Origin of the sequence: Pedobacter hiemivivus (assembly GCF_004331685.1) — a bacterium.
GTDB lineage: Bacteria > Bacteroidota > Bacteroidia > Sphingobacteriales > Sphingobacteriaceae > Pedobacter > Pedobacter hiemivivus.
The window spans coordinates 284705-305297 of sequence record NZ_SJSM01000003.1; the positions used below are offsets into that span (position 1 = coordinate 284705).

Here is a 20593-nt window from a genome sequence, read left to right on the forward strand (position 1 = left end):
ATTCGGCATTCTTTTTTTATATCCTTTCATGAAGAAATTGTTAACTGGTTTATTGTGTTGTTTTTCTACTATGGCATTTGCCCAAACAAGGGGGGTGGTTTCGGTAGTAAAGGACCCTATGATAGACAGTTTAATTGCCAAACGCATAGAGTTGAGCCTAAAGTCTACAGCTACTAGCCCTTCGGGCGCGGTGGGTGCTAAGCCGGGAACAACAATTGTTTCGCAAATGGGATACCGGGTTCAGATCTTTTATGGATCTGACAGGCGTGAGGTTTTTAACGAGCAGAGTAAGTTCAATGCAAGCTACCCTGAGTTAAATACCTACATTACTTATAAGCAACCAAATTATTATTTACGGGTTGGCGATTTCAGGACGCGGCTGGAAGCACAGCGTTTATTGAATGAACTTAGACCGATGTTCCCTACCTTATTTATTTTTAGGGAAAAGATTAATGCACCTAATTTAAATTACAGCAATGATAATTAAAGATAAGATTCAGGCACTTTCCGGTGATATTTTTGAGCAGATAGTTGGTTACCGTCAGCATTTGCATGCTAATCCGGAGCTTTCTTTCAAGGAATTTCAGACTTCGGCATTTATTAAAGGCATTTTGACAGACTGGGGTATTCCTTTTACTGAAATGGCTAATACTGGTGTTGTAGGATTGATTACGGGTGAGCTCCCTTCGGATAAGGTCATCGCCTTGCGTGCAGATATGGACGCATTGCCGATATTGGAGGCTAATGATAAGCCTTATACTTCTAAAAACCCAGGTGTTATGCACGCCTGTGGGCATGATGTGCATAGCTCTTCTTTGCTGGGTACGGCTTATATTTTGAATAGCCTGAAAGCAGAGTTTGGAGGGGTAGTAAAACTAATATTTCAACCTGCAGAAGAGATGTTGCCTGGTGGGGCAAGCATTATGATTAAAGAAGGCGTATTGGAGAATCCTAAGCCTCAGCATATCATAGGGCAGCATGTGATGCCTTTGATTGAGTCTGGTAAGGTTGGTTTCCGCTCAGGTATTTATATGGCTTCTACAGATGAATTGTATGTGACGGTTCGCGGTAAAGGCGGACATGGTGCACAACCACACCAAAATATAGATCCTGTATTGATTACTTCGCATATTATTGTGGCTTTACAACAGATCGTGAGCAGAAATGCGGATCCACGTTTGCCATCTGTACTTTCTTTTGGTAAAGTCATTGCCAATGGTGCAACGAATATCATTCCTAATGAAGTAAAACTGGAAGGTACTTTCAGAACATTGAATGAAGAATGGCGTAAAGAGGCTAAACGCCTGATGAAGAAAATGGCAGAAGGTATTGCCGAAAGCATGGGCGGTAGTTGTGAGTTTACCATCATGGATGGCTATCCTTATTTGATCAATGAAGAGCAGGTAACGGCAAATGCCCGCGCTTGTGCTGAAGATTATTTAGGTAAGGAAAATGTACTTGATCTGGATATCTGGATGGCTGCGGAAGATTTTGCGTATTACTCGCAAATTACGGATGCTTGTTTCTATAGGTTGGGTACCGGTAATAAGGCCAAGGATACCTATTATTCTGTACATACACCTAATTTTGACATTGACGAGGATGCTTTGAAGTTGTCGACAGGCTTAATGGCTTATATGGCAGTGAAACAGCTGGGTAATTAATGAAGAAAATAGTTTTGTTTACGGCATTTGTGATGTTGTGTTTTAATGGTTTTGGGCAGGTTATTCCCCGCTTTAATCCGGATACAATTAAAACCATTCAGCTGGATTCTGCGGTAAACATTACTTCGGAGCGTTTAAGCGTGGAGACTTTTATTAGGGCTGTAACCACTGATACGAGCTTCTATCAGGCTTTTCGCAATATGAAGAAGTACTCCTTTGTAGCCGAAAATAGTATTTATACCTATGACAAAAAGAATAAGGTAACCGGACGTTTATACCGTAAGGTGAAACGGAACAATGCCGCTCCATGGTTGGAATACCTGGTAAAGCAAGACACCGGTAAGCTTTTTAAGAAAAACGGGAAATACAATCTTTATACGGTTGAGATGTTTGACTACATTTTTATGAATGCTTATCAGTCTTCCTATTCTTCAGAATCTGCTGTGGGAAAGTCTGACGGGGCCATTGCCGGATATAAGGATAAACTGAAAACGTTGATCTTTTCTCCCGGTCGACCGGTTAAGGGTTTGCCTTTTATAGGAAGCAAAACAGAGATCTTTACAGCCAATATGCGGCAGTATTATGATTATAGCTTTTTCAGCGGGACCTATCTGGATTCTATTCCTGTCTACCGTTTTAAGGTTACAGTAAAGCCTGATCTAAGCAATTGGACTAAGGATGGGCTGATGATTAAAGAGCTAACAACGATTTTTGATAAACGCAACTTTGAAATTTTAGGTCGTTATGTAGATATGAAATACAGCAATATGCTTTTTGATTTTAATGTACAAATGAATATTGAAATGGGTTATTTTGGGGAGGAGAAGTTGCCGGCTAAGGTGAGCTATCAAGGCAATTGGAATGTTCCAATGAAGAAGCCGGAAAAAGCAAGTGTGCTGGTATTGCAAAGAGATTACCGTCTTGGAAAAGGGAAGTAATTTTTTAACTTAGTCGTAGTTATTTAACCCCTAAACCATATATAATGAACCTAATGATGAAATCTTCTTTTAAATTATTGTTGTTGTTGCCTGCACTAATCTTGGCGGTGCTTTTCTCTGCGATGAAAAGTAAGTCTAAAAAAATTATTTTCTTTGGCGACTCCATTACCGCGGCTGGAATAAAGCCGGGCGGTTATGTTGATTTGATAAAAAAGGATTTAGATCCTGCTAAATATGAAATTATTGGTGCCGGTATTGGCGGTAATAAAGTATATGATCTATACCTGAGAATGGAGGATGATGTACTGAATAAAAAGCCAGACCTGGTGGTGATTTACATCGGAGTGAATGATGTTTGGCATAAGTTGACCTCTAAAACGGGTACTGACTATGATAAGTTTGTTAAATTTTATCAAGGTCTGATTAATAAAATACAGGCTGGCGGCGCTAAGGTTGTGCTTTGCACACCCGCTGTGATCGGCGAGAAAAAGAACGGCGCAAATGTAATGGATACGGAGTTGGATAAATACTCGGCCGCAGTAAGAGAGTTAGCGGCAAAGAATAATCTTCCAATTGCTGATTTGAGAAAGCTGTTTACGGATTACGATATGGCAAACAATCCAGAGGATTTGGCAAAAGGTATTTTAACTTCTGACGGGGTACATTTGAATGATAAAGGAAACCGGACTTTAGCAGACGCTTTACTGCCTTTAGTGAAATAAGTTATTGCAGCGGCTGTTGGGAAAGACAGCCGCTATAAAATGAAAAATGGTAAATAGAACAGAGATTTAAGCGAGAATGATTAACCAGGATACCATAAGCAAAATAATGGACACCGCCCGTATTGAAGAGGTGGTGGGTGACTTTGTTGCGCTAAAAAAGCGGGGTACCAGTTTAATTGGAAACTGCCCTTTTCATAATGAGAAAACACCCTCTTTTAACGTTTCGGTTACTAAAGGGATTTATAAGTGCTTTGGTTGCGGTAAAGGGGGAGACTCTGTCCATTTTATTATGGACCACGAGAAGTATTCTTACCCGGAAGCGCTAAAGTACCTTGCACAGAAATACAATATTGAAGTAGAGGAGACGGTACAGTCGCCCCAAAATATTGAAGCCCAAAACGCACGGGAAAGCCTTTACATTGTTTCGGAGTATGCTGCTAACTATTTCTCTAATGAGTTATGGACAGGTAGTGATGGCCGTGCAATAGGCTTAAGCTATTTCAAAGAGCGTGGTTTTAGGGAGGATATTCTTAAGAAGTTCCAGGTGGGCTATTCGCCTGATTCCTGGGATGCGCTGATTAACAGTGCTGTTGGTGCTGGGCATAGAGAAGAATACCTGGAGAAAACAGGACTGGCCATCAGAAATGATAAAGGCAAGTTGTACGACCGCTTTAGAGGTCGTGTATTGTTTCCGATCCATAACTTTACCGGTAGGGTAATCGGTTTTGGAGGTCGGACCTTAAAGACAGATAAGAATGTTCCAAAGTACGTAAACTCTCCGGAGAGCGATATTTACCATAAATCTAATGTGCTGTATGGTTTGTATCATGCGAAGAAGTCCATTAGGGAGTTTGACAATTGTTACTTGGTGGAAGGTTATGCGGATGTACTTGCTGTCCATCAGGCAGGAATAGAGAACGTAGTGGCCTCATCAGGAACGTCTTTAACTACCGAACAAATCCGACTGATTGGAAGGTTTACGCAAAATGTAACCATTCTTTACGATGGGGATGCTGCGGGGATCAAAGCTTCTTTGCGTGGATTGGATATGATCCTGGAAGAAGGCCTGAATGTTAAAGTGGTACTTTTCCCGGATGGTCATGATCCTGATTCTTACATGCACCATGTAGGGGCGGGAGAGTTTAAAAAGTACATAGAAACCACTCGTAGGGACTTTATTCTATATAAAGCCACCATCTTGATGAAGGAGGCTGGTACCGATCCGATAAAAAGGGCTGGGATCATCAGAGATATTATAGAAAGTATTGCCAAGATCCCTGATGAGATTAAGGCTGCGGTTTTTATAAGAGAATGTAGTAGCTTATTGCAGGTTGAGGAAAGGACCTTACTTTCTGAACTCAATAAGATGCGGGTTGCAAAGTTTAAGAAAGCTTCGGGGAATTCGCCAAGTCCACAGACGCAATCTTTTCAGCAACATCAAAGCAACGCTTATCAGCCTTGTGAAGATGGGCCGCCAGATAACTTATTTGAAACCTCAGGACCTTATGAGGCCACTGCTCCAACTGTGGAGACGAGTATTGATGAGGTTCAGGAAAAGGAAATTGTACGGCTATTGTTGGCTTTTGGACACGAACTGGTTACCTGGGGCGGTATTGATAATATGTATATCGGATCGTTCATTATCCAGAATTTAACGGATGTAGTTTTTCAAGATAAGCTTTGTGGTCTTATCATTGAGACGTATAGAGCCGAAATTGAGAATGGACACTTGCCTGTTGCCAGTCAATTTATACAGAGTAAGGACCGTGATGTTGCTGACCTGGCGATTACACTTTCTACATCGCCTTATTCTTTAAGTGAGAATTGGGAGCACAAGCATGATATTTATGTTAAAGATGAAAGTGTAAATCTAAAATCGACTATTTTGGGTGGTTTATTTCACCTGAAAAAAGCAAAAATAGCTGGAATTCTTTCCGATATTGCCAACGAAATTAAAACGGAAGCAGATCCGGCGAACTTAGAAATCTTAATGCATAAGTTTATGGCAATGAAAGGTGTGGAAAAGGAAATCTCTAAGCATTTAGGAATTACGATCTTAAAATAGGAATGGCAACACACAATGATCTTGGCAAACGGGGCGAAGAAATCGCAATAGCTTATTTGGAAGACTCTGGGTACAAGATTTTAAATACGAACTGGAAATGTGCAAGGGCAGAGGTTGATGTGATTGCAGACCAACAGGGGACGCTAGTTTTTGTAGAAGTGAAAACAAGAAGTTCTGTGGATTATGGGCATCCGGAAGAGTTTGTGGATTATAAAAAAGAAAAGCAACTTGAGTTTGCCTCATCAGCCTATATAGAGATGAAGCAGCATGAGGGGGAGATTCGTTTTGACGTTATTGCAATTGTTTTTGAAAATAAAGACCTTTATAAAATTAATCATATTGAAGATGCATTCTGGCCAAGTTAAAAGTATATTTAGTAGAGCAATGTTGAGTTGCTTATCGTTTAGTTTATTGTTTACAGTTTCTTGTAAGGAGAGATCATCGACTCCGACTTTTTCATTTAAGCTGCCCGAGCAAGGTCAGTCTTTTGGACTTGGAGATCAGGTAAAGATTGAATTAGATGTTCCTGAAGGGACAAAACTTAGTTCTGCAACCTATTTATTAGATGGTAAAGAGGTAGGTGTAAAAAATAATGCAGAAGCGATTTCTGTAAGTACTACGGACCTTTCTTTAGGTTATAAACTGGTTACTGCGATTGTAGATGATGGGGCCGCAAAAGATACCTTAACGATTAACATAGAGCTTAAATCGGCGGTTAAACCCGCACTTTATGGCTATCAGATTGTGAATACGATGCCGCACGATACTTCGGCCTACATACAGGGGCTGGAATATCATAATGGAAGGTTTTTGGAAAGTACCGGACAGGAGAAACATTCGACATTGCGTTGGGTGGATGTGAAATCTGGAAAAGTATTGCAACAGATTAAATTGGATGACCAGTATTTTGGCGAAGGATCAAGTCTGGTCGGTGATAAAGTGATTATGTTGACTTGGGAAAGCCATTTGGGATTGGTATTTGATGCGAAATCATTTAAACAGTTGTCTACGTTTCCATATCAGTCAAGTGCGGAGGGCTGGGGTCTTTGTTTTGACGGGACTCAATTGATCAAGTCAGATGGAACAAATAAGCTCTGGTTCCTGAACAAGGATACATATAGGGAAGAATCCGCTATTGAGGTGTATGATAACAACGGACCGATGGATTCGCTGAATGAGTTAGAGTACATTGGTGGTAAGATTTACGCCAATGTGTATACCAAGAATATTATTGTCGTAATTGATCCTAAAACAGGTGTTATAGAGCAGCAGATTGATTTTTCGGGCTTGCTCCCAGTTGATTACTTTAAGACCGACAATGATCGCGCAAATAACGTATTGAACGGTATAGCTTGGGATAGTGCAGGGAAAAGGTTGTTTGTAACCGGAAAGAAATGGCCAAAGATGTTTGAAGTAAAGCTGGTAGCTAAAAAATAAGGGATACAAAAATGGCCTTGCAGATTTGCAAGGCCATTTTTGTATACTCCATCGTCATCCTTATATCGGTATTATTTCTTTTTCTCCTTAGGTTCGCTTATGAAGCCGTTAAAGGTTATTGACTGCCTATTATTGCTATTCACACTAAGTGTTGCATAGCCATTCTCAGACACATTTAAGATCATAGATTGGGTGTCTTTGGTGTCCTTAAAGTTCATGCTGATTAACCATGAACCTTTTTTCTTTTTTTCAGCTTTATAGGTGAATTTTTTAGACTTGAATTTAATACCAGCATCATCAGGGTTCATGGTTGCGGTATAAGCCCTTCCGTAATAGGGTAAGTAAGATTCTACGCTATCCTTAGTCACAATAAGCTGGTATTGCGATCCGCTAAGCTGGATCATTCCACCGCCTGCGCCCCCTGGCATTCTGCTAAGCACTCGATTAACATCATTATTAGCCATTGGCATTGCAGACGTAGCATTGAAAACGTAATGCTGGTTGTTAATTACCTTAATCGTAGTTTCTTTGTCTGTTTGTGCATTTGCCTGCACCGCAATCAGCAATGTGGCTGCTACTAAAATGTTTTTAATTGCTTTCATCTTATGTTTTTTAATGATTTTACAATATTATAAGTACAGATTAACTGTTTCCTTTTAATTAGGATGCCTGCACAAGCTATTTTCCATAAATCGTGCAGGCATTTATTCTTAATGTTGTATTAGGTAATATATTGTAATAGAACAAAAAATCATTAAAAAAGTTTAATGCTTTTATCTCCAGCTTTTATACTGATTGATGAGACCATTGGTAGATCCATCATGAGAGGTAATAGCCGCATCGCTAGCTAGTTCTGGTAGGATGCTTTTTGCAAGTTGCTTGCCCAATTCCACACCCCATTGATCGAAACTGAATATATTCCAGATAATGCCCTGTACAAATATCTTATGTTCATATATGGCAATCAGGGTTCCAAGGCTGTAAGGGGTGACTTTTTTCAATAGGATAGAGTTGGTTGGTCTGTTTCCTTCAAATACCTTGAATGGAGCCAGTTTGTCTATTTCTGCATCAGATTTACCCTCTTTCTTTAGTTCGGCAACGACTTCTTCTTTAGTTTTACCATTCATCAAGGCTTCCGTTTGTGCAAAGAAGTTTGAAAGTAGGATAGGGTGATGATTTCCTATGGGGTTTAAGCTTTGCGCTGGGGCAATAAAATCGCATGGAATAATGCGTGTACCCTGATGAATGAGCTGATAGAACGCGTGTTGTCCGTTTGTTCCAGGCTCGCCCCATATAATTGGGCCAGTTTCATAAGTCACATCATTTCCATTACGGTCTACATGTTTGCCATTGCTTTCCATATCTCCCTGTTGGAAATAAGCTGCAAAACGATGCATGTATTGATCGTAAGGTAAAATGGCCTGTGTTTCTGCATCAAAGAAGTTGACGTACCATACACCAATTAGTGCCAATATTACCGGTACATTGATCTCGAACTCGGCGCTTTCAAAATGTTGATCTGCAGCATGCGCGCCAGCAAGCAACTGTTTAAAGTTGTCGTAACCGATGCTTAAGGCAATGGGAAGGCCGATAGCGCTCCACAAAGAATATCTACCGCCTACCCAGTCCCAGAATTCGAACATGTTTTCGGTATCAATACCAAATGCCGATACATCTTTTGCATTGGTAGATAATGCAGCGAAATGTTTGGCTATATCTTCCTTTTTTGCACCATTTTCAAGGAACCAGTCGCGCGCAGTATTGGCGTTAGTCATGGTTTCCTGTGTAGTGAAAGTTTTAGAGGCGATTAGGAACAATGTTGTTTCAGGATCTACCTTTTTAAGTGTTTCTGCAATGTGCGTACCATCGATATTGGATACGAAATGCATATTGAGGTGATTCTTGTATGCTTTTAAGGCTTCGGTAACCATAACAGGACCTAAATCAGAACCTCCGATACCAATATTTACTACATCAGTAATGGCTTTTCCGGTATATCCTTTCCAGCTTCCGGAGATGATCTGCTGGCTGAACTTCTCCATTTTATCAAGCACCTTATATACTTCAGGTATTACGTTTTTACCTTCTACCAAAATTTCATCGTTACTTTGATCGCGTAAGGCGATGTGAAGTACCTGTCTGCCTTCTGTTTGGTTGATCTTTTCGCCGCTAAACATCGCTTTAATGGCTTCGTCTAGCTTGCATTCTCTAGCCAGTTGGATGAGCAATGCAATGGTGGTGTCGTCTATTCTATTTTTAGAATAATCTACCAGGATGTCTTCAAATAAAAGAGAGAATTTGTCAAATCGAGCTTCATCTTCTGTGAAAAGGTCTTTAATACTTTTCTTGTTGATGTCGATGAAATGATCGGCAAGGTATTTATACGCAGCGGTTTCTGTGAAGTTTACTGTAGGTAGCATAATGTTAATGTTTTTGTAAATGTAATAGTTTATTTTATTTCATAAAGTCCTATCTACTTATTTAGTCAATATTCTAAAACAGAATAGGCTGCTGTTACGTTTGCTATAAAGGACGGATTATTAATGGTATATTAGATTATAAAAACCTTTAAAAAAATATCTATGTTAGAGAATTTAAATCAATTGGTTAAGGAAAATGTTCAGGACGCTATTGTGAACAATAGTGATGTGCCTAACGAGCAAAATGAAGCTGCTATTTCTGCTGCTTCGGGGTCAATTGTTGATGCAATTAAGCAACATCTATCTTCTGGTAACCTAAGCAGCCTTGTTGATGCTTTTAAGGGCGGAAATGCAGAAGGCAGTTCGGTTGCGCAGGATGCTACAACTGGTTTTACCGAGAAGTTGGCCGGAATGGGGATCAATTTGGAGTCGGCTAAAAATATTGCAGCGTCAGTAATCCCTTCTATTGTTGGGAAGTTTGTAAATAAGACTAATGACCCGAATGATAGTTCATTTGATATTCAGGATGTGATTAGTAAAATATCAGGACCTGATGGTAAGTTCCAGTTGTCGGACATTACCGATCTTTTCAGTGGGGGTAAGGAAGGTGAAGCTGGAGGGGGTGTCGTTGATAAATTGAAGGGCCTTTTTAGCTAAGGTAACAACATAAAATTGCAAAAGGGTTGGATCGAAAGTACTTTTGATTCAACCCTTTTTGTATGATAAATATTATATATTTGTCTTTATGACAAAAGAACAAATTCAGGATTTAAGGGACAGGGTAACGTCGCTGAGGAGGTATCTTTGACGTTGATAATCGACTAGAAGACATTCGTATTGAACAGGAGCTTACCTTGCAGCCGAATTTTTGGGATGATCCTAAGAAAGCGGAAAGGCATATAGCAGAGATTAATGCTAAAAAGGTATGGACCGATGCCTGGCAAAAGGCAAACGCCTTGCTGGAAGATACACAGGTGCTTTTTGATTTCCTTCAAAGTGGAGACGCAACGGAGGAAGAGATGGATGAGCAATATCAGCTCTGTTTAAAAGCCATCGAGGATCTGGAACTCAAAAATATGTTAAAAAGTAAGGAGGATCAGTTGCCTGCCGTAATGCAAATTACTGCGGGAGCAGGTGGAACCGAAAGCTGCGACTGGGCCTATATGCTGATGCGTATGTATATGATGTGGGGTGAAAAGAACGGCTATAAAATTACGGAACAAGATTCTCAGGAGGGTGAGGTTGCAGGTATTAAATCTGTAACGTTACAGTTCTCTGGTGAGTTTGCTTATGGCTACCTAAAGGGGGAGAACGGTGTTCATCGTTTGGTAAGAATTTCTCCTTTTGATTCGAATGCCCGTAGGCATACTTCTTTTGCCTCTGTTTATGTCTATCCTTTGGTGGATGATACAATTGAGATTGAAGTAAAAGACTCAGAGATCGAGTTTGAAACATTCCGTTCCGGTGGAGCGGGTGGACAAAATGTAAATAAAGTGGAGACTGCCGTGCGCTTGCACCACAAACCTTCGGGCATTATTATTAAGAACCAGGAGTCGAGGTCTCAACTACAAAACAAAGAGAATGCAATTCGTTTATTGAAATCTCAGTTATATGAAGCTGAAATGCGTAAGCGCATGGAGGCAACGGCATTAATTGAGGGCAATAAAAAGAAAATAGAGTGGGGCTCGCAAATTAGAAGCTATGTGCTGGATGATAGACGGGTAAAAGATCACCGAACAAATTTCCAGTCTTCAAACCCTCAAGCTGTGCTAGATGGGGAGTTGAATGACTTTTTGAAAGCATATTTAATGGAGTTTTAAAAATGAAGTATTTAAGCGGACTATTCATGACGTTAATGTTATCTGTAAATGGGCTGTTGGCCCAGGAGGTATTACCACTTTATTCTGGGAAAATTCCTGGAGCGAAGCCAACACCAGCGGATTATCAGGAGCTGACCGTGGATCGTGGGGAAAGAGGAGCTGGCATCACAAAGGTGTCAGTACCGACACTTACGGTATATCGGCCTGAAAAAGGGAAGGCGAATGGAACTGCTGTGATCGTTTGTCCCGGTGGTGGTTATTCAGGATTGGCTATGGGCCATGAGGGCTATCAGATTGGGGAAAAGTTCGCCTCAATAGGAGTAACCGCTTTTGTACTTAAATATCGTTTGCCTAGTGACGCAATTATGGAGAATAGATCTATAGGGCCGCTGCAGGATGTGGAACAGGCCATGTACCGGGTAAGAAAAGATGCAGGTAAATGGGGTGTCGATCCATCAAAAATAGGTATAATGGGTTTTTCGGCAGGTGGACATCTTGCCTCAAGTTTAACCGTACATTATAAAGATGTTAAAATTGAAGATAAGGAGGGTGTTAGTCTTCGTCCTGATTTTTCAATTTTAATGTATCCGGTCATTTCATTTACTGAATCTGCCCATGCTGGCTCGGCTAAGAATTTGGTTGGTAATGATGAAGCGCTAAAAGTATATTTTTCTAATGATAAGCATGTAAATGCAGAAACTCCGCCAACTTTTATGGTTCATGCGAATGATGACCGTACGGTTCCGGTACAAAATAGCATTCTATTTAACCAGGCTTTGGTAAACGCAAACGTTAAGGGTGAATTGCATATCTACCAGGCCGGTGGACATGGTTTTGGGCTGAAAAATAAAACCACTAAAGAAGAGTGGTTTAGCAGTCTGGAGAATTGGATGAAGGTCAATAAGTTTTTATAGGTTATCACTGTTCAGGATTTCTTGAAGCTGTTTCAACTCCTCAACTTTTTCTGTTGATCCCAGGTTTTCGTAGGCTGAAATAAGATTGCGAATGATCCTTCTAATGATCTCGACATTGCTGCATGGCGCATAAAATCCGGGCAGCGGGTCAAGGTTTAGCTGGCGAAGGAACTGATCTACATCGTGCTTGCCAAAAATAGCACCTTTGTTAAAAGCATTGATGTAAAATAACACGCCAAACTCTTGTTCATCACGTTTACTCTCGTCGATATAACCTAGAATGAAATGCTGAGGTAGGTTTACCCCATATACCGGGATGTCCAGTTTCTGAGCAAGGGTGGAATAGATAATGGCCAGAGATATCTGGTTTCCTTTTTTACTTTCCAGCACCTGGCTGATATAGGAGTTTTGAGGATCGTTATGATTTTTGGTGTTTCCGCTAAAGCCGTACACGTTGTAAAATACATGGTTAATGAGCTTTATCTTCTCAATGGAGCTCATTTCGTATTGTAGTCCTAACCATATCTCTCTTTTTATGTCTTCTATCTGAATGATAAGCTTTTGTTCGTCGAGATCAGGATATTGATAACGGTTAATGGCAAGAGCGCCTTGCAAAAGATCGAATGCCCCGCTATGGTACCACAAATTAAGGTCTTCTTTTACACTGTTGAATTGTATCTTGTGTACTATATTTTCTATGCGTTCCTGAAGTGTCGTATCTAGAGAATGCTCCCATTGATTTTCTAAATAATCAACTACTTGAGTTCCATATTCGATCAGGCGTTTTTCAACATGCTCGAAAACCTCCTGATCGGGGTCGTCAAGCAGTTTTATTAATGCATTTATTTCTTTACTATTTTCCATTACAACATGCAACTTTGAATGCCTATTTTTGCGGCTATGGTATTTAATTTTATCGGTGATTTTCTAAAGCATCGCTTGACTGCTAAAAGCAGACACGGTACGCATTCCCCATTTGTATATAAACTTACTGATGAGGTAATTTACGATTTTAACTCCAAAATAGACTACAAAAATATTGAAGCGCAGCGAAAAAAACTTTTCAATGACGATTCATTAATCACGGTTACAGACCTTGGGGCAGGGTCTCACTTAAATAAAGGCCGAACTAAAAAGGTAAAACAGATCGCAAAAAATGCATTGAAAAGTCCGGCTTTGGCTCAGCTGATTTATCGTCTTGCAAAGGATTGTCGCCCTTCGAGTATTATAGAGTTGGGGACCTGTCTGGGTATTACCACCGCTTACTTGTCTAAGGCTTGTCCAGATGCTGATGTGGTGACCATTGAGGGCTGCCCTGAAACTGCAAAGGTCGCTTATCGTAATTTCCAGGAGTTAGGTTTGGAGAATGTTGAATTGCAAGTCGGTAATTTTGATGTATTGCTACCAGAAGTTATCGCAGGTCGGGAAAAACTGGACTTTGTTTATATTGATGGCAACCATAGAAAAGATGCTACGCTTAACTATTTTAAATGGTGTCTGCCTAAGGTGCATGAAGGATCCTTACTGATCTTTGATGACATTTACTGGAGCAAGGGCATGAAAGAGGCTTGGACGGAAATAAAGAACCACCCTGATGTAACGGTAACCATTGATTTATTCTGGATAGGATTGGTTTACTTTAGAAAAGGGCAGGTAAAAGAGCATTTTAAGATTAAGTTTTAAAATTGCAATGGCTTAAAATGCTTCTGCCAGACTGATGTAAAAACCGGTTTGACGTTTTTCATTTGGACGTTTCTCACCGATGCCATAATCTAAACGCATACTTAAACCCTTTTCGGGATCGAAGAAATACCTTCCGCCAGCACCATAGGAAGGTTTGAAACTTTTAATCGCCAATCCGCCATTATCAAAGACCTGTCCGGCGCCACCAAATATCACAACGCCAAGACGGTTGTTGTATCGGTATCTGAGCTCTGCTTGTGCAGCTAATAGATTTTTATCACGATAACGACCCGTATAATATCCTCTCATCATCTCGTCATTGCCCATTTGAGGTAATAAATAGAAGGGGGTGTTTTTACCTTGTATGGTATGGAACAGTCCGTTTAAACCAAAGACCAACTTAGGGGATAGGGACCAGAAACTGCTCGCGTTTACTTTTATGAGACTTCCTGTGAAATTTTCTCCGCCCCAGAAGTCGGGGGCATATTGATAACTTACTTTTCCTACAAATCCTTTTGTTGGGTAGTTGTTGGAATTTCGGGTGTCGTAACTTTGAGAAAGGCCAGCATAAACAACGTTACCACCTGCTATACCAATTAAGTGTGGGTCGGTGTTGAAGATTCCTCCTACTTCTTTATCTTTAAAGCTGTAATGCTCAAATCCGAGTAAAAATCCTGTATACAGATTTGGAGCGAGCTTTTTGGCTGCTTCTAAAACCAGCTTTAGCTGGTCCTGAACCAAACGGTCTTCATCTGTATGCAAAGTTTCGTTACCAATGCCGTAAAAATTAAAGGGCATACGTCTGAGTTTAGCTTCAGCAATGTAATGGTATTTGTTTTTTTTTGTCCAGATGTCGCTTTTTAACGACACATTGTATTGCCCCTTAGTAGAGGCGGAGAGTATTCCCGTGAAGTTGGAGCTTCTGTTAGTAGGATCATTTTTATCCAGATAAACAGAATAAAGGGAACCTAATCCGAGTTCTAAACCTATTTCCTGACTGTACCTGAATACAGGAAGTGGCATGAAGCTCGCTTTGCGGGTGGTATCAGTTTTGTTAGATAAGTATTTTTCTATCAGTTTCTTTTGCCCTATCGCGTTTACAGTGATTAAAACGAATATGGTGCAAATGGAAAGTCTTTTCATCGGCCTAAAATAGTGGAAAGGATTTAAATATCGTTGTCTGCAGAGCAAGTTTAACGCCAAATAGTTTTAAGTAATAATATTTAGCTATTTTTGCCGCCATAACAAAATAGATTAAGATGAGTACAACAAGAGGACCGATATCTCAATTTATGGAGCGTAATTATCTCCATTTTAATGCAGCAGCTATGATGGATGCGGCTAAAGGATACGAAACACATTTAGATGAAGGTGGAAAAATGATGATTACCCTTGCAGGTGCAATGAGTACTGCGGAATTGGGTATTTCACTGGCAGAGATGATCCGTCAGGATAAAGTTTCCATCATTTCATGTACAGGTGCTAACCTGGAAGAGGATATCATGAACCTTGTTGCACATTCACATTATAAACGTGTACCTAACTATCGTGATTTAAGTCCACAGGATGAATGGGATCTATTAGAGAACCACTACAACCGTGTTACGGATACTTGTATTCCGGAAGAGGAGGCATTTAGAAGGTTGCAAAAACACATCAATAAAATCTGGAAAGATGCAGAAGAAGCTGGAGAGCGTTATTTCCCGCATGAGTTTATGTATAAGATGTTGTTAAGTGGTGATTTGGAGCAGTACTATGAGATTGATCCTAAAAACTCATGGATGCTTGCAGCAGCAGAAAAGAACTTGCCAATTGTAGTACCAGGATGGGAAGATTCGACAATGGGTAATATTTTTGCTTCTTATGTAATGAAAGGTGAAGTAAAAGCGACGACTGTAAAAGGTGGTATTGAGTATATGGGTTATTTAGCTGATTGGTATATTAAGAACAGTGAAGGTAAAGGAATTGGCTTCTTCCAGATTGGTGGTGGTATTGCTGGTGATTTCCCAATCTGTGTAGTACCGATGCTATATCAGGATATGGAAATGCCTAATATTCCGTTCTGGAGCTACTTCTGCCAGATTTCGGATTCGACTACTTCATATGGTTCTTATTCTGGTGCAGTGCCTAATGAGAAGATTACCTGGGGTAAGTTAGATATCGATACGCCTAAATTTATTGTGGAGTCTGATGCAACTATAGTGGCTCCACTGATATTTGCATGGATATTAAAAATGTAATTCAAAATAACAAATGAGGTAATATTCTGTTGCCTTTGGATGATCACCAATTTTTGCAAGAAATTGGTGATTTTCTTTGTTTAAAGCATTAAAAGGGCATTATTTAGATTGATTATAAATTGTATTTACTGTCATTTCTTTGTCATTGGTACGTTAATAAATTTTACTTTTGTGGACGTTTTGGTGAAGGCCTTGGGTTTAAACATCAATAACGGTTATAAAGTTTTTTAAAAAATAGCATAAAATACTCATTATGAGGGATATCTCATTGATCATTAGAAGAGTTTGGAAGTCGGCGTTCATGTTTACGGCTCTATCTGTTTTAATCGTTTCTGCAACACAAGCACAAGATGTAGTGGAGGGAAGAAAAATATTTAAAGATAAATGTGCTTCTTGTCACCAATTGGACCGTAACAGTACTGGTCCAGCATTAACACCAAAGCTGACCGAGCTGGATGAAGCTTTCGCCATCAAGTGGATTAGAAACTGGAAGTCATTAGTTGACGCCGGTGATAAAACTGCGATCGAGGCATCGAAATTCTCTCCTGCTGAAATGACAACGTTTCCAACGTTGACTGACGAGCAGATTAAAAGTGTAATTGCTTACGCAAAAGCAGGCGAGCCGAAAAAAGAAGCGGCAGCGGGTGCAGCTGTAGCAGCGGGTTCTGACGAAGTTTCGTCATTCTCTATCGCAGGGGTTGCCTTAATTATCATCATCTCTATCGTTGTATTGGTTGTTTTAGGCCGTGCAGTGAAAATGTTAGAGCGTTTGATTCTTAAGAAACAAGGCGTTGAGGTTGTTGAAGAAGAACCAGTTTCTTTTGCAGACGGCACACGTAGAATGTTTAAGAACAAGAAGTTTGTATTCTTCTTCATCCTATGTTTAATTGTAACCTTAGGTTCATTTGGCTGGATGGGAATGTGGGATACAGGTGTACATACTGGTTACCAACCGGTACAACCTATCAAATTCTCTCACGAGTTACACGCTGGGGTTAATCAGATTGATTGTCAATATTGTCACTCTGGTGCATTTAAATCTAAAAATGCTTCTATTCCATCAGTTAACGTTTGTATGAACTGTCACAAATCTGTACAAGCTACTGAAAAGTATAACGGAGAGATTTCTCCTGAGATTCAAAAAATCTACACCGCTATCGGTTATGATCCGAATACGCTTACTTACGATAAATCGAAAGAAAAACCGGTTGAGTGGGTACGTGTACACAACTTGCCTGATTTTGCTTACTTCAATCACTCACAACACGTTGTAGTTGGTGAAGAAGCCATCAGAAAAGAAAGAGGTTTAAAACCTAACGAGCCTGTATGTTTTGCATGTCACGGTCCGGTAGATACAATGGAAGAAATTTATCAATTTTCTCCACTAACCATGAAATGGTGTATCAACTGTCATAAAGATGCAGAGGTTTCAGGTAAAGACAACGCATTCTATACTAAAGTGATCGAAGCCCATGAGAAAATCAAAAAAGGCGAGAAAATCACTCCTGCATTGCTAGGTGGTTTAGAGTGTGGTAAATGTCACTATTAATAGAGTTTAATAACAAAGAACGTTCGATAACAGTAATATAGCTTAAATGGAAAGCAATAAAAAATACTGGAAAGGCTTAGAAGAGTATAATAACACTCCGGATTTTGTTGAAAACAACAAGAACGAATTTGCTGAGCCACTTCCAATAGAAGATGTTTTAAATGAAGCGGGGTTAAGTACCGTAACTCCTCGCCGTGACTTTTTAAAGGCTTTAGGCTTTGGATTAGGTGCGGTGACACTTGCGGCTTGTCAAACAGCCCCTGTTCATAAGGCAATTCCTTATGTAATTAAACCTGAAGAGGTTGTTCCGGGTATCCCTAACTACTATGTTTCAAGTTTTAACGGTCATCCGGTTTTGGTTAAAACCAGAGAAGGTAGACCAATTAAAATAGAAGCAAATACAAATGCTGGTGCATTTAATTGTGGTACTGATGCGCAGGCACAGGCTTCAGTGTTGGATCTGTATGATGTATCTAAGTTAAAATCGCCTTTATTAAAAGAAAACGAAAGTACCTGGACTAAGGTAGATGAGTTTGTAAAAGGGGAGTTGAACAAAGCTCAGGCATCAGGAAAGAAAATCCGCGTGATTTCTTCTTCTGTAAACAGTCCTTCTACAAAAGCAGTTATTGCTGATTTCACCGCTGCATATCCTAATACTAAACACGTTCAATACGATGCTGTTTCTTATACTGGTATCATTAAAGCGAATGAGAATAGTTTCGGTAAAGCTGTTGTTCCTAAGTACAAGTTTGATAAAGCAGATCTGATTGTAAGTTTCGGAGCTGACTTTTTAGGTACCTGGATTAGTGGTGAAGAGTTTACTGCTCAATATGTTTCTAACAGGAATCATAAATCGTTGAAAAACGGCAAAATGTCCCGTCACTTCCAATTTGAGGCAGGCATGAGCTTAACAGGTACAAATGCAGATACACGTATTCCAGTAAAATTATCGGAAGAAGGTCCTGCTTTGATTGCCTTATATAATGCAATTACAGGTGCTGGCTTAGCTGGTGGTACTTTACCAGATAACGTTAATGCTGATAAGGCATTGAAATTAGTTGGTAAGGAGCTTTTACAAAATAAAGGTAAAGCACTTGTAGTTTCGGGATCAAATGATGTTTCTACTCAGATTTTAGTAAATGCCATTAACTCTGCTATCGGCAGTTATGGTGCTACTATTGATTTGGATAATCCTTGCAAACTTTATGCAGGTAATGATGCGGAATTTGCTGAATTGATCAATGAGATGAACAGAGGCGAAGTTGCTGCTGTTTTCATCTTAGATAGCAATCCGGCTTATGACGTAGCAAACACTAAAGCGTTTACAGATGCTTTAGCGAAAGTTGCCTTGAAAGTGTCGTTCTCTGACCGTAAGGATGAGACTTCTACTTTGTGTGATGTGGTTGCAATTAACCATAACTATTTAGAAGCATGGGGTGATGCAAGCTCGTACGAAGGAGTTTACTCTATTGTACAGCCAACAATTAACCCTGTATTTAACTCACGTCAGGCAGAAGAGAGTTTATTGATTTGGTCTGACAATGCTGTTAAAGAATACTACCAGTATGTTCGTAACAACTGGGAGAAAAATATATTACCTGCAGTAGGTTCAAACTGGAAAGAAGCTTTACAAAAGGGTGTATTTGCAGCTGCTGAAAAACCGGCTGGTGCATATACTTTCAATCTTTCTTTAGCTGCTGTAGCTCCATCTATTTTAAACAACAGCAAGGCATTAGCAAAAGACATCCAGCTTCAGGTATATGAAAGTATTCCGATGCGTGATGGTAAACATGCTAACAATGCATTCTTGCAAGAGCTTCCTGATCCGGTTTCGAAAGTAACCTGGGACAACTATGTAGCTATTGCGCCTAAGTATGCTGAGAAATTAGGATTTAAAGAATTTGATATCGTTTCTGTGAAAGCCGATAATGGTTACACTATTGAGCTTCCTTTGTTGATTCAACCGGGGCAAGCGATAGGTACTGTATCCATTGCATTAGGTTATGGCCGTACCAAAGTTGGTAAAGCTGGAGATAATGTAGGTAAAAATGCTTATCCATTTGTAAGCTTTAGCAATGGTACTTTAAAGTATGCTACAACTGTTAAATTAGCAGGTACTGGCAGAAGAGAAGAACTTGCTCAAACACAAACACATTATTCTTTTGAAGGTAGAAATGTAATCCGTGAGGCTACATTTACGGAATACAAAAAGAATCCTGCTGCTGGTTCGGGTAACGACCATGCTAAACATAAAACTTACGATTTATGGGATAAATACGAAAAACCAGGTAACAACTGGGTAATGGCGATCGATTTGAATGCTTGTACTGGTTGTGGTTCTTGTATTGTTGCTTGTAACGTAGAAAATAACATTCCTGTTGTAGGTAAAGACGAAGTACGCAGACGCAGAGAGATGCACTGGATCCGTATTGACCGTTACTACAGCTTTAACCAGGAAGGTGAATCACATGCAGAAGGTGCTCATGGTCATAGCGCGATTAACGCTGTAACGAAAGAGAAAGAGATCGCTCATTTGAACGAAGATCAAATGAACAATGTATCGGTTGTACACCAACCTATGCTTTGTCAACATTGTGATCACGCTCCATGTGAGACTGTTTGTCCGGTATTGGCTACTGTACACTCATCAGACGGCTTAAACCATATGGCTTATAACCGTTGTGTCGGTACTCGTTATTGCGCAAACAACTGTCCATATAAAGTACGTCGTTTCAACTGGTTCAACTACTGGAATGATTCACGTTTTGACAACTATTTGAATAATGAATTTACTCAGTTGGTACTTAACCCTGATGTAACTACTCGTTCAAGAGGTGTAATGGAAAAATGCTCGATGTGTATTCAGCGTATCCAGGCAGGTAAATTGCAAGCTAAAATTGAAAAACGTCCATTGAAAGATGGTGATATCAAAATGGCATGTCAACAAGCTTGTTCTGCAAATGCAATCATCTTTGGTGATGCAAATGATCCTGAATCGGAAGTTTCTAAAGCATTACGTAGTGAGCGTATTTACTATGTGTTGGAAGAAATTAACGTACAACCGGGTATAGGTTATATGACGAAAATTAGAAATACAGATACAACAGTACAAGCGTAAGCGGATAGCTGATATTAAAAGAA

General features: G+C 39.9%; 18 protein-coding genes. 14 read left to right on the top strand and 4 right to left on the bottom strand.

Annotated elements, in window-relative coordinates:
• Window positions 1-28: 28 nt before the first annotated feature.
• The 7 genes from EZ444_RS07370 to EZ444_RS07400 all read left to right on the top strand — a co-directional run bounded on the left by EZ444_RS07370 (window position 29) and on the right by EZ444_RS07400 (window position 6826).
• Window positions 29-487 (top strand): SPOR domain-containing protein, encoded by a 459-nt coding sequence (locus EZ444_RS07370; protein WP_165503551.1) that lies wholly within the window; start codon window positions 29-31, stop codon window positions 485-487.
• Window positions 477-1664, top strand: coding sequence for a M20 metallopeptidase family protein (locus EZ444_RS07375; RefSeq protein ID WP_131608085.1), 1188 nt, complete (start codon window positions 477-479; stop codon window positions 1662-1664). Before EZ444_RS07370 ends, EZ444_RS07375 begins: the two co-directional genes overlap by 11 nt.
• Window positions 1664-2602 (top strand): hypothetical protein, encoded by a 939-nt coding sequence (locus EZ444_RS07380; protein WP_131608086.1) that lies wholly within the window; start codon window positions 1664-1666, stop codon window positions 2600-2602. Before EZ444_RS07375 ends, EZ444_RS07380 begins: the two co-directional genes overlap by 1 nt.
• 44 nt (window positions 2603-2646) lie before the next feature.
• A complete protein-coding gene (locus EZ444_RS07385; RefSeq protein WP_225874661.1) occupies window positions 2647-3324 on the top strand; it encodes an SGNH/GDSL hydrolase family protein in 678 nt (225 codons plus the stop codon).
• A 76-nt stretch (window positions 3325-3400) separates the two neighbouring features.
• Window positions 3401-5389: a DNA primase gene (gene dnaG / locus EZ444_RS07390; RefSeq protein WP_131608087.1), complete on the top strand. Its 1989-nt coding sequence runs from the start codon at window positions 3401-3403 to the stop codon at window positions 5387-5389.
• A gap of 2 nt (window positions 5390-5391) precedes the next feature.
• Window positions 5392-5754, top strand: a complete 363-nt coding sequence (locus tag EZ444_RS07395; protein WP_131608088.1) for a YraN family protein — start codon at window positions 5392-5394, stop codon at window positions 5752-5754.
• Window positions 5755-5773: 19 nt separating this feature from the next.
• The gene (locus tag EZ444_RS07400; protein ID WP_225874662.1) at window positions 5774-6826 is read left to right on the top strand and encodes a glutaminyl-peptide cyclotransferase; all 1053 of its coding nucleotides are present in this window, start codon (window positions 5774-5776) and stop codon (window positions 6824-6826) included.
• A 71-nt stretch (window positions 6827-6897) separates the two neighbouring features.
• Here EZ444_RS07400 and EZ444_RS07405 read toward each other — a convergent pair whose 3' ends face one another.
• Both EZ444_RS07405 and pgi read right to left on the bottom strand, forming a co-directional pair.
• Entirely contained in the window at window positions 6898-7428 is a 531-nt protein-coding gene (locus EZ444_RS07405; protein ID WP_131608090.1) for a DUF4251 domain-containing protein, read from the bottom strand.
• A gap of 171 nt (window positions 7429-7599) precedes the next feature.
• On the bottom strand, window positions 7600-9246 hold the full coding sequence (pgi, locus tag EZ444_RS07410; RefSeq protein WP_131608091.1) for a glucose-6-phosphate isomerase: 1647 nt from the start codon (window positions 9244-9246) through the stop codon (window positions 7600-7602).
• 162 nt (window positions 9247-9408) lie between these two features.
• On the opposite strand from pgi, the gene EZ444_RS07415 reads away from it, so the two are divergent.
• The 3 genes from EZ444_RS07415 to EZ444_RS07425 all read left to right on the top strand — a co-directional run bounded on the left by EZ444_RS07415 (window position 9409) and on the right by EZ444_RS07425 (window position 11980).
• A complete protein-coding gene (locus EZ444_RS07415) occupies window positions 9409-9903 on the top strand; it encodes a DUF937 domain-containing protein (RefSeq protein ID WP_131608092.1) in 495 nt (164 codons plus the stop codon).
• A gap of 88 nt (window positions 9904-9991) precedes the next feature.
• Window positions 9992-11066, top strand: a protein-coding gene (gene prfB / locus EZ444_RS07420) for a peptide chain release factor 2 (protein ID WP_131608093.1) whose coding sequence is annotated in 2 segments (ribosomal slippage) — window positions 9992-10051 and window positions 10053-11066 — 1074 coding nt in all. Because the reading frame shifts where the segments join, the coding sequence is not laid out codon by codon here.
• A 2-nt stretch (window positions 11067-11068) separates the two neighbouring features.
• Entirely contained in the window at window positions 11069-11980 is a 912-nt protein-coding gene (locus EZ444_RS07425) for an alpha/beta hydrolase (RefSeq protein WP_131608094.1), read from the top strand.
• On the opposite strand, the gene EZ444_RS07430 is transcribed toward EZ444_RS07425, so the two are convergent.
• The gene (locus EZ444_RS07430; protein WP_131608095.1) at window positions 11975-12844 is read right to left on the bottom strand and encodes a transglutaminase-like domain-containing protein; all 870 of its coding nucleotides are present in this window, start codon (window positions 12842-12844) and stop codon (window positions 11975-11977) included. The two genes, EZ444_RS07425 and EZ444_RS07430, sit on opposite strands and share 6 nt — an antisense overlap.
• An 18-nt stretch (window positions 12845-12862) precedes the next feature.
• On the opposite strand from EZ444_RS07430, the gene EZ444_RS07435 reads away from it, so the two are divergent.
• Window positions 12863-13663, top strand: coding sequence for an O-methyltransferase (locus EZ444_RS07435; RefSeq protein ID WP_225874663.1), 801 nt, complete (start codon window positions 12863-12865; stop codon window positions 13661-13663).
• 12 nt (window positions 13664-13675) lie between these two features.
• Here EZ444_RS07435 and EZ444_RS07440 read toward each other — a convergent pair whose 3' ends face one another.
• Window positions 13676-14806, bottom strand: a complete 1131-nt coding sequence (locus tag EZ444_RS07440) for a BamA/TamA family outer membrane protein (RefSeq protein ID WP_131608096.1) — start codon at window positions 14804-14806, stop codon at window positions 13676-13678.
• A gap of 116 nt (window positions 14807-14922) precedes the next feature.
• Between EZ444_RS07440 and EZ444_RS07445 the strand changes: the two genes are divergently transcribed.
• The 3 genes from EZ444_RS07445 to EZ444_RS07455 all read left to right on the top strand — a co-directional run bounded on the left by EZ444_RS07445 (window position 14923) and on the right by EZ444_RS07455 (window position 20570).
• Window positions 14923-15903 carry a deoxyhypusine synthase family protein gene (locus EZ444_RS07445; protein WP_131608097.1) on the top strand — a complete coding sequence of 327 codons (981 nt, stop codon included), beginning with the start codon at window positions 14923-14925 and terminating at the stop codon, window positions 15901-15903.
• Between the two features lie 253 nt (window positions 15904-16156).
• The gene (locus EZ444_RS07450) at window positions 16157-17452 is read left to right on the top strand and encodes a c-type cytochrome (RefSeq protein WP_131608098.1); all 1296 of its coding nucleotides are present in this window, start codon (window positions 16157-16159) and stop codon (window positions 17450-17452) included.
• Between the two features lie 46 nt (window positions 17453-17498).
• A complete protein-coding gene (locus EZ444_RS07455; RefSeq protein ID WP_131608099.1) occupies window positions 17499-20570 on the top strand; it encodes a TAT-variant-translocated molybdopterin oxidoreductase in 3072 nt (1023 codons plus the stop codon).
• Window positions 20571-20593 lie beyond the last annotated feature (23 nt).